Origin of the sequence: Saccharopolyspora endophytica (assembly GCF_018070075.1) — a bacterium.
In the GTDB taxonomy this organism is placed as follows: domain Bacteria; phylum Actinomycetota; class Actinomycetes; order Mycobacteriales; family Pseudonocardiaceae; genus Saccharopolyspora; species Saccharopolyspora endophytica.
The window spans coordinates 15,384-26,977 of the sequence record NZ_JAGPXE010000009.1; the positions used below are offsets into that span (position 1 = coordinate 15,384).

The window sequence follows — 11,594 nt, forward strand, 5'->3', positions numbered from 1 at the left end:
GATGACTCCGCTCCTGCGAGCGCGCGGCATCGGCAAGAACTACGGCACCGTGACCGCCCTGGAGGACGTCTCGACGGTGGTCAACGCCGGCGAGGTCACCTGCGTGCTGGGCGACAACGGCGCGGGCAAGTCGACGCTGATCAAGATCCTCGCCGGTGCGCACCAGCACGACGCCGGAGAGCTGCTGTTCGAGGGGTCGCCGGTGCGGTTCCGCTCGCCTCGGGAGGCGCTGGACCGCGGGATCGCGACGGTGTTCCAGGACCTGGCGGTGGTGCCGCTGCTGAGCGTGTGGCGGAACTTCTTCCTCGGTTCCGAGCCCGGTAGGTGGGGGTTGATCGACCGCGAGCGGGCGCGGGAGACCACCCGCACCGCGCTCGCCGAGATGGGCATCGAGCTGCGCGATGTCGAGCAGCCGGTGGGCACGCTCTCCGGCGGTGAGCGGCAGTGCGTGGCGATCGCCCGGGCGGTGCACTTCGGCGCGAAGGTCCTCATCCTCGACGAGCCGACCGCCGCGCTGGGCGTCAAGCAGGCCGGGATCGTGCTCCGGCACGTCGCCCGGGCACGCGACCGGGGTTTGGGCGTCGTGCTGATCACCCACAACCCGCACCACGCCTACCCGGTCGGCGACCGCTTCCTGCTGCTCAAGCGGGGACGGAGCCTCGGCAGCCACGAGAAGGAGGACATCACCCTCGACCACCTCACCCACCAGATGGCGGGCGGCGCGGAGCTCGAAACCCTCACCCGCGAACTCGAATCCGACTGACCCTGGCCAACCCCACCTCCACCCGATACCCTACCAAGCACTTGCTTGACCCAGATTTCCACTGAGACCCCACCACCCCCGATTTCCACTGAAACCCGGTCCACGAGTTCCACTGGAATCGGGGTCCCTGGTTTCCGCTGAAGTCCGGTGCCGGATCTCCACTGAAATCGGGGGTGGGGTTTCCACTGAAATCCCGTGGTGGACGAGGTGAGGAGGCGAAGTTGGCGACGTTGCCGTTGTTCCGGCTCGATGGCCGGGTCGCGCTGGTGTCCGGGGCCGGGCGCGGGATCGGGGCCGCCACGGCGCTGGCGCTGGCGGAGGCCGGCGCGGACGTGGCGGTGCTGTCGCGCACGCCCGACCAGATCGAGGCGGTGGCCCAGCAGATCCGCGAGCTGGGGCGACGCGCGGTGGCGATCCCCACCGACGCCGGGGACCCCGAAGCCGTGGCGGGGGCGGTGGCCCGCGTCGCCGAGGAGCTGGGCCGGATCGACGTCGTGGTGAGCGTGACCGGCGGATCGATGCCCCGGCCCTTCACCAACACCCACGACGAGGCGCTGCGGAAGTCCTTCGAGAACAACGTCGTGCACGGGGTGCGTCTGGTGCGCGAGGCCGTGCCGCACCTGGCGAGGTCGGACGCGGCGAGCGTGGTGATGGTCTCCAGCAGCACCGGGCACCTCGTCGGCCGCGGCTACCTCGCCTACGGCGCGGCCAAGGCATCGCTCGACCACGCGGTGCGGATGATGGCCGCGGACCTCAACCCGCGCATCCGCGTCAACGCCGTCGCACCCGGGGCGATCCTCACCGAGGCGCTGGAGGTCGTGGCCGCCGACCCGCAGATGAAGGCGACGCTGGAAGGCCACACCCCGCTGCGGCGGATCGGCGTCCCGGAGGACATCGCCGCGGCGATCCTCTACCTCTCCTCCCCCGCCTCGTCCTACGTCACCGGCCAGGTCCTGGCGGTGGACGGTGGGCTGGTCGCGCCGAACATGCCGTTGCCGATCCCGGACGTCGAGGCCTGAGGCGGTCCCCCGAACGCCACCCGGCACGCGGTATCCGAGGTGAGCACCCGGCGGTAATTTCGAGGTGGGTGCAGGGCGGGACCCGTGGCTCGCGCGCGGTTCCGCGCCGCCGCTGCGGGAAGGAGCCGCCGTGCGTGATGACCTGGACGTGCTGATCGTGGGAGCCGGGCTGGCCGGGATCGGCGCCGCTCACCAGCTCCAGTCCGCCTTCCCCGGCCTGGACTACGCGATCCTCGAATCCCGCGATGCGCTCGGCGGGACCTGGGACCTGTTCCGCTACCCCGGCGTTCGCTCCGACTCGGACATGTTCACCATGGCCTACCGGTTCCGGCCGTGGCCCGGTGCGCAGTCCTTCGCGAGTGGTCCGGCGATCCGCGACTACGTCCGCGCGACCGCCGAGGACGGCGGCATCGACCGGCGGATCCGCTACCGGCACCGGGTGCTCAGCGCCTCCTGGTCCAGCGACGAGGCGCGCTGGACGGTGCTGGCCGAGCACGACGGCGACCAGGTGCGGCTGACCGCGAAGTTCCTGCACCTCTGCGCCGGTTACTACCACTACGAGCAGCCGCACGCGCCGGAGTTCCCCGGCGTCGAGCGCTTCACCGGAACCGTGGTGCACCCGCAGCACCGGCCGGAGGACCTCGACCACGCGGGCAAGCAGGTCGTGGTGATCGGCAGCGGTGCCACGGCGATCACCCTGGTCCCGGCGATGGCCGACGACGCGGCGCACGTGACGATGCTGCAGCGCTCACCCAGCTACGTGGTGTCGGTGCCCGGACGGGACCCGCTGCTCGCGCGCCTGCGCGGCAAGCTCGGCGACCGCGCGACCTACGCGCTCGTGCGCTGGAAGAACATCCTCTACAGCTCGGGCTCGTACCGGCTCAGCAGGGCGTTCCCGACGTGGATGAGCAAGGCGATCCGCAAGGCCGCGGCCGAGCGGCTCCCGGCCGGCTACGACGTCGACACGCACTTCAACCCCAGCTACGACCCGTGGGACCAGCGGATGTGCCTGGCCCCCGACGGCGACCTCTTCGACGCGCTGAGCAGCGGGCGGGCCTCGGTGGTGACCGACCACGTCGAGGAGTTCACCGAGACCGGGATCCGCCTGCGCTCCGGTGCCGAGCTGGACGCGGACATCGTCATCACGGCCACCGGGCTGCGGCTGCGCGCGTTCGGCGGCATCACCTTCACCGTCGACGCCCGCGAGGTCGCCCCGAGCGAGACGACCGTCTACAAGGGATCGATGCTGTCCGGGATCCCCAACCTGGCCTTCACCTTCGGCTACACCAACCACAGCTGGACGCTCAAGGCCGACCTGGTGGGCGAGTTCGTCGTCCGGCTGCTGCGCGAGATGTGCCGCAACGGCCACGACCGGTGCGTTCCGGTGAAGGCGAACCGGGGTGCGCGGCCGATGATCGAGAACTTCACCTCCCACTACGTCCAGCGCGGCATCGACGCCTTCCCGCGCTCGGACGTCAAGGCACCGTGGCGGGTGAAGATGGACTACTTCCACGACCTGCTGGTGCTGCGGCACCTGCCGATCGGCGACCGCGACCTCCGGTTCAGCCGGAGTCAGTCGCACGCGATGCCGTCACCGTCGCTGTCCAACGTGGACGAGTAGCCGGTGTCGCCGCGCCGCAGCGGCGCCGCTCCGGCGGCCCTGGCCTGCTCGCAGGTGGCGTAGTAGGCGGGCAGGACCTCCTCGGCCTGGGGCGGCACGGGCGCGGCTCGGGCCGCGCTGCACTGCTGACCCCACAGCCCGCGGCCCGCGGTCTTGGCCGTGGCCTCGGCCTGGGTGAGCTCCGAGGTGAGCCCCTCCGCCAGGAACGCCTGCGGGTAGAGCCGAGCCGCGCCCTGCTGCAGGGCCAGCGACGAGTACTCGGCGCCGTCGGCGAGGATCAGCGAGACCTCGGGTTCGGGACTGCGACCGCTGCTCCAGCCGACGCCGAAGGTGACCTGCACCGTCGCGTCGCGCAGCGCGCCCTCGGCGAACGCGCGGGCCTCGGAGCTCCAGCACTCCCCCTCCGCCGGGGCCTGCACTCCCGCGATGCGCACCACCTGCAGTTCCCGGCCGGGCACCTGGATCAGCACCCGGTCGTCGTCGAGGACGTCGCGCACCTGCGCCCGGTCCTGCTGCGGCGGGGGCGCGAGGACCGGCTCGGGAGTGATCACCGACGGCGGCGGCGAGCTCGGCTCCCGCAGCACCTGCGGCCCCGCGGGCTGGGCCCGCTGGTCCGTCCCGGACAGCCCGCCGACCACCAGCAGCATGATCACCGCGCCGAGCGCGCACGCCCCGGCGATCAGCGGGGCCTTCGCCGACTCGCCCTTGCGGTGCCAGTAGGCCGCGACCGCGGGCCAGAGCGTCACCGGCCAGAGCACTCCCGCGACCAGCCCGGCCATCAGCCACGGCCACGCGCGCCCCTGCCTGGCCCGTTGCCGCCAGAGCAACGCGCTCATGACCACCGTCGCCACCATGCCGACCAGGTGGACGATCCCGAAGAACATCGGACCCCTCACTGCGCTCGCGTTCGCAACGATGATCCCTCACTCGATCAGGTGGTCGCGGCCAGATCCCCAGGAACTCCACCCCACCGGAGCAACACCGTTCACACCTTCACCAGTGCGGACCCGGAGGACGGGTGCGCGATGCGACCCGAGCAGAAGCGGAGGGAATGATTCCGTTCCGATATACGTATTCAGCTCGCGTTCCGGGCTCTTCGGCGGCTGAACAGGGCGTGCATCGCGCAGGAGTAGTATTCGTATGCAGCTACTCCGAGGGGAGCCAAGTCCTTGATCACCAGTCGCGATGTGGCCCGCCTGGCGGGTGTTTCGCAGCCGACGGTGTCCCGGGCCCTTCGCGGCGATCAGCGCGTGTCGGAGGCTACCCGGGAACGGGTCCAGCGCGCGGCCGATGCGCTCAACTACGTGCCGAGCGAGACCGGCCGCAGCCTGTCGACGCGGGTGACCAAGCGCATCGGCGTCGTGGTCACCGACCTCACCAACCCGTTCTACCCGCACCTGATCGGCCCGCTGCACGACGAGCTGGAGCAGCACGGCTACCGGATGATGCTGTTCACCGAGCGGTCCGAGACCGCCGTGGCCAGCCAGCGCCTGCTGGACCGCTCCATCGACGGCGTCGTGCTGGCGACCGCGACCATCGGATCCCGTCTGCCCGACGACCTGCAGCGGCGCGAGCTTCCGTTCGTCTTCCTCAACCGCGAGGCCGGAGGCCGCCCGGCTGACGCGGCCGTCGTGGACAACGAGCTCGGCGGCCGGCTGGTCGCCCGCGAGCTCGCCCGGCTCGGCCACCGCGACATCGCCCACATCGGCGGTCCGGCGGAGACCACCACCGGCCGCGAACGCGAAATGGGTTTCCGCCTGGGGCTTTCCGAGGCGGGCATCGGCCTGCCCGAGGAGACCGTGCGGCGCGGTCCCTTCGACTTCGACACCGGATACCGGGGACTCACCGAGATCCTGGCCGGACCGACCCGCCCCACCGCCGTGTTCTGCGGAAACGACGTGATCGCGATCGGCGCGCTCAACGCCGCCCGAGCCCGCGGCGTGCGCATCCCCGAAGACCTCACGCTCTTCGGCTTCGACGACCTCCCGATGGCGGCGTGGGAGGCGTTCGGACTCAGCACCGTGCACTACGACCTGGGCGAACTCGCCCAGGAAGCCGCCCGCCTGCTGGTCCGGCGCATCGAGTCCGACGACGACCCCGAGCCCCGGCGCACGCTGTTCACCCCGGAGCTCGTCCTGCGCTCCACCCACGCCTCCCGCTGATCAGCGCAGCCTTCCCCCGGCTTCATCCGCTTCATGTGGATGAAGCCGGGGGAAGGACCGGCGGATCCTCAGCTCTTCAGGCTCCGCAGCAGGTGCATGAGGATGTGGGTGAGGTTGAAGAGCACCATCCCCGGCGGGGCCTGGGCGCCCTGCTCGGTGGAGCCGACGATGGTCATCAGCGGCGCGCCGCCCGCGGCCTCGACGACCTGGGCGAGGCGAGCGGCCACGTCCGGTTCCGACGGCCCGCTGCGGCCCATGGCCACCGAGAGGTCGGCCGGCCCCACCAGGACGGTGTCGACGCCCTCGACGGCGAGGATCTCGCTCGCGTTGTCGCACGCCTGCGGCGTTTCCAGCATCGGGACGACCATCGTGGTGCGCTCGGCCTGCGCTAGGTGTTCGGCGATGCTGTTGGTGCCGAAGCGGCCGGCGCGGCTGTAGGTGGCGAAACCGCGCTCGCCCAGCGGCGGGTAGTGCGCCGCCGCCACCACCTCCCTCGCCTGCTCGGGCGTGTCGACGTGCGGCACGATCACCCCCTGCGCGCCGAGGTCGAGCACGCGCAGCACCAGCGCCGGTTCGCGCTCCCCCACCCTGACCAGCACCGGAAGCCCGTGGGCGTCGGCGATCTGCAGGTGCTGCTGCAGGCTCAGCAGGTCGGCGGGACCGTGCTCGCAGTCGATGACCGCGTAGTCGAGCCCGGCCACGGCCGCCATCTCCAGCAGGTTCTCCGAAGGCAGCCGGAGCAGGCCGCCGTGCAGCCTCTCGCCCGCCAGCACTCGTTGCTTCAGGGTCGTCATCGCGCCACCATCCCCGCCGACAGGTCGATGTCGGCTCCGCACATCCCGCGCATCTGCAGCATCGCCACCAGCGCCTGGCCCACTTCCTCCTCGGTCACCATGCGCCGCAGCAGCGCGCGGGAGACGAACTCCTGCTCGGCGGCGGCCTCGGTGATCCCGCTGCGCTCGGCCTCGAGCCGGAAGTTGCGCGTCATGCGCGGCCCTTCGACCGGCCCCGGCGACAGCGAGTTCACCGTCACCCCGTTCGGCCCGACCTCTCCCGCCAGCGTCGTGGTCAGCCCGATCACGGCGGTCTTCGAGGCGCAGTACGGGGTTCGGCGCAGCAGCGGCCGCTTTCCGGACACCGAGGCGACGTTGACGACGTCACCGGCGCCCCGGTCGACCATCTGCGGCAGGAACGCCCGGCACATCAGGTAGACGCCGCGCACGTTGATGTCGAAGACCTCGTCCCACTCGGCGGGTTCGATCTCCAGCAGCGGTTTGACGGGTCCGGCGATCCCGGCGTTGTTGACCAGGATCGAGATCTCCTCGCCCGCCAGTTCCCCGGCGAGCGCCGCCACCGACTCGGGGTCGGAGACGTCGCAGGTCGCGGCACGTCCGTCGAGACCGTCGAGGGTCTCCTCCAGGGTGTCGCGCTTGCGGCCCACGGCGACGACCCGGGCTCCGGCGGCCGACAGGGCTCGGGACATCGCACGCCCCAGCCCGTTGCCGCCGCCGGTGACCAGGGCCGTTCGCCCGGTGAGCGGTGTGGTCATCGTTCTCCTCGTTCCAGTAGTTGCCCGATCAGCGCGCCCACGACTGCGGGTCGTTCCAGCGGGAGCAGGTGGCCTGCTCCGGAGAGCACGTGCAGCCGTCCCCGTGGTGCGTGCTTGACGATCTCCTCGTGAAAGCCGGTCGGGCACAGGCCGTCCCGGTCGCCGCACAGCACCCGCACCGGTCCGCCGTAACCGGCGATGGCGTCGAACGCCTCGGTCCGGGTGGCCTGGGCGGCGAGCTGGGCGTGGAAGGTCTCGGGCCCGATCCGCCCCGCCATGCCCAGGAACCGCTCCCGCAGGGGGCTTCGCGGTTCGGCGAACATCGCGGGCAGGATCTCCTCGACGACCTCGTCGAAGTCGGCCGCGGCCTGCCGCTCCCACGCTTGGCGCTGGTCCGGCCGAGGCGCTCCGGCGTTGGTCGACAGGGCGCCGAACGCGCTCACCCGCTCCGGCGCCCGCCGCAGCACCTCGAAGCCGACGATCGCGCCGAGGCTCAGCCCCACCAACGCGAACTCACCGTCCACTGCGGACAGCACCTGCTCGGCCATGCCGCCGATGGTCGGTTCGGTGATCTCCGCGTGCACCACCTCGCCCGGCAGCTCCGGAAGGTCCGACCACAGGTCGGCGTCGCAGAGCATGCCGGGCACCAGGACGATCGGGCTCACTTGCCCACCGGTCGCGGGATGAGGTGGAACGGGGCCAGGTAGCCGTTGTGGTCGACGCCGACACCGGCGTCCGCGGCGGCCTTGACGACCTCGTCGTCCCAGTCGAGGCGGACCCGCCCGTCACCGCTGTTGATGATCAGCATGCTCGCGGTCTCGTCGGAGGCGTTGCGGACCTTGCGCCACGCATGGGCCGGCACCGAGAGCATGTCCCACGGACCGAGCCGCACCGAGACCTCCTCCTCGCGGTTGAGGGTCACCTCCCACTCGCCGTCCTTCACCATCAGGACCTGCGTGCCCGCGTGCCGGTGGGTGAGCATGCCCTCGCCCGGGGCCGCGCGCAGCCAGGAGATGTTGTGGCCGTGCGGGTTGTAGATGCGCGGTTCCTGCAGCCGGTCCTCGGTCATGCCGAAGCCGATGACCTGCGCCAGCTCGGCCGCCCCGCCAGGCAGCGCCGAACCGAGCAGCGCCCGGGCCGACCACTCCAGGTCCTCGGCGGTGGCGACGCGCTTGCGCATCTTCTCGACCGGGAAGGAGCTCAGACCGGCGATGTCCTCCGGGCTCATCGGCCGCTTGAGCTCGACGTCCTCGGGCTTCTCATCACCGGCGACGGTGTCGACGAGCCGGTTGTCCTCGGTCAGGAACAGACCGTGCCCCTCGGCCTCGCGCAGCACGCTCGGACCCCAGATGATGCCGCCGGTGTCGTCGTGGCCGAGTGCGGTGAACAGCCAGCCGTCGTCGGGCCCGATGTTGGTGAAGCCCCGGAAGATCCAGGTCGGGATGGAGGCGATGTCGCCCTCCCGCAGCACCAGCTCGCCCTCCTGCCCGTCGGCGCCCCAGCGCAGCAGGAACTCGCCCCGGAAGCAGATGAACACCTCGGCGGTGAAGTGCAGGTGCAGGTTGTTGACGATGCCGTGGGGCATCGCGGCCGCGCCGATGTTGTAGCCGTGCGCCTCGCGCAGGTTGACCACCTGGTTCGGGCTCTGGGTCACCCCCGGCCCGATCATCGAGTAGTTCTCCTTGCGGTCGGAGCCCGGTGTGCGGCAGTCGATGAACGCCTGGTTGCACGAGACGAAGTCCGATCGCCGGATCGTCCGCCGCTCCAGTTCCTGCCGGGTCACCTCGACCTGAGACATCAGCACCTCCGTGTGAATACGTATGTATGGATGGAAGCCGTTGTGAAGAGCCATGTCAAGAGGACTCCGGAAACCGTCTACGCATGCCGTAGGGTTCGGCCGTGACCCTCAACCAGCTGCGCGCGTTCCTGCTGGCCCACCGACTCGGCACGTTCACGGCGGTGGCGGGCGAGCTCGACATGGCCCAGCCGTCGGTGTCCGAACTCGTCCGGAGGCTCGAAGAGGAGCTGGGGACCGCGCTGTTCGTCCGCGGCAGCCGCAAGCTGACGCTCTCCGAAGCCGGGCGCGAGCTGCTGCCCCACGCCGAGCAGGCCCTGGCCGCGGTGGACCACGGCAGCGCGGCCGTGCGCGCGCTGAACACGCTCAGCGGCGGCACGGCCACGTTCGGACTGCTGCGCAACGCCGACTACTACCTGCTGTCGGACCTGGTCCGGCAGTTCCTCGACCGCTACCCCGACGTCAAGGTCCGCTTGGTGGGGCAGAACTCGGCCGAGACCGCGGCGGCGGTCCGCGACGGCGACCTGGAAGCGGGCCTGGTCGTGCTGCCCATCGACGACGAGGCCCTGTCGGTCACCCCGCTGGCGCGCGACGAGGTCCTCTACGTCAGCCCCGATCCCGAGCGCACCCGGCGGCCGGTCGCGGTGGAGGACCTCACGACCGCACCGCTGATCCTCTACGACGCCCGCTACGGCTGGGCCGACCCGACCCGCCGCCAGCTGGCCGAACGCGCCCAGCTGGCCGGGGTGGCGCTGGACGCCGGGATCGAGGTCGAGCACGTGGAGTCCGCGTTGCGGCTGGCCGCCCAGGGCATCGGCGACACGATCGCCTCCCGCGCGGTGGTCAACAGCCGCCGCTTCCCGGCCGAGCTGCACACCGCGCCGTTCGCCGAACCGCTCTACGACACGATCGCGCTGATCCACCGCCGCAACCGCACGCTCTCCCCGGCCACCGGCGAACTCGCCCGCCTCGCCCAGGAAGCCCTCCTCGAAGGAGGAGCCTCCTGGGCGGACGGCTGAACCCCGCGTCAGGACCTGCGCGGCGCCAGCCGCGGGAGATGAAGACCCCGCGACTGGCGCCGCCGCCACCCGCACCGCTGAGCAGGCCACCACCAGACGAGAAGGACTACTCCATCGGTTTCCCCGTGGTGAGGTCGAGCCGGTAGCTCTCCTCCATCCACTTGATGACGACGACCAGGGAGATCACCGCGGCGACCGCGAGGTAGCCCCAGACGGCGTAGATCGTGCCGAAGGTGCTCACCAGCAGTGCCGAGACGAACGGCGTGATACCGGAGAACAGGGCGAACGAGCAGTTGTAGGCGACGCCTCCGGCGCTGAACCGGGTCTTGGTCGCGAACAGCTCGGCCACGCAGACCGTCACGATGCCGGTCAGGAAGAACTCCGGGATCACGTAGATCAGCTGCGCGATCACCGCTGCGGTGAACGTGCCCATCTGCGCGACCGCGAAGGCCACCGGGATGAGCACGAGCGCCGAGAGGTACCCGGTGATGAGCATCGGACGTCGACCGATCCGGTCCGAGAGAGCACCCGCCAGCGGCAGCAGCGGGATGATCGCCGCGACCGAGATGGCGTTGGAGCCCAGGGCCTCCGCCCGCGACAGGCCGACGTTGGACGACAGGAACTCCGGCAGGTACGTGACCCAGGTGTAGGACACGATCGCCAGGGTGATCGACGAGCCGCAGAACACCAGCATCTCGCGCCACTGCGACTTGAACGCCTCGGTGAGAGGTGCCTTGACGACCTCCGCGCCGTCGGCGGTGGCCTTGACGAACTCCGGCGTCTCGCCGACGCGCTTGCGCACCCAGAGCCCGACGAGGCTCAGCGGCAGCGCGAGCAGGAACGGGATCCGCCAGCCGTAGCTCTGCAGCGCGGCGTCGTCGAAGACGGCGGCGGTGAGCGCGGAAACGCCCGCGCCGCCGAGGATTCCGACGAACACGCTGATCGAGACGAACGAGGTGTAGTAGGCGCGTCGTTTCGGTTCGGCCCATTCCACGACGAACGCGATGGCGCCCACGTACTCGCCGCCGGAGATCAGGGCCTGCATCATCCTCATCGCCAGCAGCAGCAGCGGCGCGAGCATGCCGACCTGCGCGTAGCTGGGCAGCACACCGATCAGCGCGGTGCACAGACCCATCAGCGCGATCGTCCACAGCAGAACGCTCCGGCGACCGAAGCGGTCACCCCAACGCCCGAGGATCATGCCGCCGAGGGGCCGGATGATCGTGCCGATGGCCAGGATCGCGTACGTGCTCAGGACACCGACGACGGGATCCTGGGAGGGGAAGAACACCGGCGCCATGACCGGTGCGAGATAGCCGTAGATGCCGAAATCGAACTGCTCGACGAAGTTGCCGATCACGCCGGCCGTGACGGCTCTGCGCATCGGTTCTTTGGACTGTGCCTGCTTTTCGGGCACGGGAGTTGAAGTCGACAAACGTAGCTCCGAGATCCGGGGCGGGCATCTTCGCCCGCGCATGCCTGTTGCTCGATCGGACGAGTCGGCGGATTCGCAAGAGAGTCGCAGCGCCCGAATCGTGTGTCAAGCCCCACATGCATACGGATGAATTCACGATGCGGGAGGATCAAGCCAGTTCGACACCGGCTGTGCATACGGATTAGCTGATCGTGATCGCATAGGGTTGCCCTATGCCTCTTACAAGAAACT

General features: G+C 70.6%; 11 protein-coding genes. 5 read left to right on the forward strand and 6 right to left on the reverse strand.

The genetic code is table 11. From position 1 onward, the window contains the following. The first annotated feature begins 1 nt into the window (after position 1). The 3 genes from KBO27_RS20455 to KBO27_RS20465 all read left to right on the forward strand — a co-directional run bounded on the left by KBO27_RS20455 (position 2) and on the right by KBO27_RS20465 (position 3,403). Positions 2-763 (forward strand): ATP-binding cassette domain-containing protein, encoded by a 762-nt coding sequence (locus KBO27_RS20455; RefSeq protein ID WP_210971511.1) that lies wholly within the window; start codon positions 2-4, stop codon positions 761-763. Positions 764-984: 221 nt separating this feature from the next. Further along, positions 985-1,782 (forward strand): SDR family oxidoreductase, encoded by a 798-nt coding sequence (locus tag KBO27_RS20460; protein ID WP_246537680.1) that lies wholly within the window; start codon positions 985-987, stop codon positions 1,780-1,782. Positions 1,783-1,912: 130 nt separating this feature from the next. Continuing rightward, the gene (locus tag KBO27_RS20465) at positions 1,913-3,403 is read left to right on the forward strand and encodes a flavin-containing monooxygenase (protein WP_210971512.1); all 1,491 of its coding nucleotides are present in this window, start codon (positions 1,913-1,915) and stop codon (positions 3,401-3,403) included. On the opposite strand, the gene KBO27_RS20470 is transcribed toward KBO27_RS20465, so the two are convergent. Further along, positions 3,355-4,287 (reverse strand): excalibur calcium-binding domain-containing protein, encoded by a 933-nt coding sequence (locus tag KBO27_RS20470; RefSeq protein ID WP_210971513.1) that lies wholly within the window; start codon positions 4,285-4,287, stop codon positions 3,355-3,357. The genes KBO27_RS20465 and KBO27_RS20470 overlap by 49 nt on opposite strands. 285 nt (positions 4,288-4,572) lie before the next feature. On the opposite strand from KBO27_RS20470, the gene KBO27_RS20475 reads away from it, so the two are divergent. Then, on the forward strand, positions 4,573-5,565 hold the full coding sequence (locus KBO27_RS20475) for a LacI family DNA-binding transcriptional regulator (protein WP_210971514.1): 993 nt from the start codon (positions 4,573-4,575) through the stop codon (positions 5,563-5,565). A 68-nt stretch (positions 5,566-5,633) separates the two neighbouring features. On the opposite strand, the gene KBO27_RS20480 is transcribed toward KBO27_RS20475, so the two are convergent. From KBO27_RS20480 to KBO27_RS20495, 4 genes are read right to left on the reverse strand one after another with little or no spacing between them, the layout of a single operon-like run. Beyond that, positions 5,634-6,359, reverse strand: coding sequence for an HpcH/HpaI aldolase family protein (locus KBO27_RS20480; RefSeq protein ID WP_210971515.1), 726 nt, complete (start codon positions 6,357-6,359; stop codon positions 5,634-5,636). Continuing rightward, a complete protein-coding gene (locus tag KBO27_RS20485) occupies positions 6,356-7,114 on the reverse strand; it encodes an SDR family NAD(P)-dependent oxidoreductase (protein WP_210971516.1) in 759 nt (252 codons plus the stop codon). Before KBO27_RS20485 ends, KBO27_RS20480 begins: the two co-directional genes overlap by 4 nt. Further along, positions 7,111-7,779 carry an alpha/beta fold hydrolase gene (locus KBO27_RS20490; RefSeq protein WP_307870519.1) on the reverse strand — a complete coding sequence of 223 codons (669 nt, stop codon included), beginning with the start codon at positions 7,777-7,779 and terminating at the stop codon, positions 7,111-7,113. Before KBO27_RS20490 ends, KBO27_RS20485 begins: the two co-directional genes overlap by 4 nt. After that, positions 7,776-8,912, reverse strand: coding sequence for a cupin domain-containing protein (locus KBO27_RS20495; RefSeq protein WP_210971517.1), 1,137 nt, complete (start codon positions 8,910-8,912; stop codon positions 7,776-7,778). The genes KBO27_RS20490 and KBO27_RS20495 overlap by 4 nt, the downstream gene beginning before the upstream one ends. Before the next feature lie 101 nt (positions 8,913-9,013). On the opposite strand from KBO27_RS20495, the gene KBO27_RS20500 reads away from it, so the two are divergent. Next, positions 9,014-9,928 (forward strand): LysR family transcriptional regulator, encoded by a 915-nt coding sequence (locus KBO27_RS20500; protein ID WP_307870520.1) that lies wholly within the window; start codon positions 9,014-9,016, stop codon positions 9,926-9,928. Positions 9,929-10,034: 106 nt separating this feature from the next. Here KBO27_RS20500 and KBO27_RS20505 read toward each other — a convergent pair whose 3' ends face one another. Next, a complete protein-coding gene (locus tag KBO27_RS20505; RefSeq protein ID WP_246537681.1) occupies positions 10,035-11,312 on the reverse strand; it encodes an MFS transporter in 1,278 nt (425 codons plus the stop codon). Positions 11,313-11,594: the final 282 nt, after the last annotated feature.

What these genes read in the sequence shown, in the direction of transcription:
- KBO27_RS20455 (WP_210971511.1), top strand. Translation starts at nt 2, where the DNA reads ATGACTCCGCTCCTGCGAGCGCGCGGCATCGGCAAGAACTACGGCACC.
- KBO27_RS20470 (WP_210971513.1), bottom strand. Translation starts at nt 4,287, where the DNA reads ATGTTCTTCGGGATCGTCCACCTGGTCGGCATGGTGGCGACGGTGGTC.
- KBO27_RS20480 (WP_210971515.1), bottom strand. Translation starts at nt 6,359, where the DNA reads ATGACGACCCTGAAGCAACGAGTGCTGGCGGGCGAGAGGCTGCACGGC.
- KBO27_RS20485 (WP_210971516.1), bottom strand. Translation starts at nt 7,114, where the DNA reads ATGACCACACCGCTCACCGGGCGAACGGCCCTGGTCACCGGCGGCGGC.
- KBO27_RS20495 (WP_210971517.1), bottom strand. Translation starts at nt 8,912, where the DNA reads ATGTCTCAGGTCGAGGTGACCCGGCAGGAACTGGAGCGGCGGACGATC.
- KBO27_RS20505 (WP_246537681.1), bottom strand. Translation starts at nt 11,312, where the DNA reads ATGCGCAGAGCCGTCACGGCCGGCGTGATCGGCAACTTCGTCGAGCAG.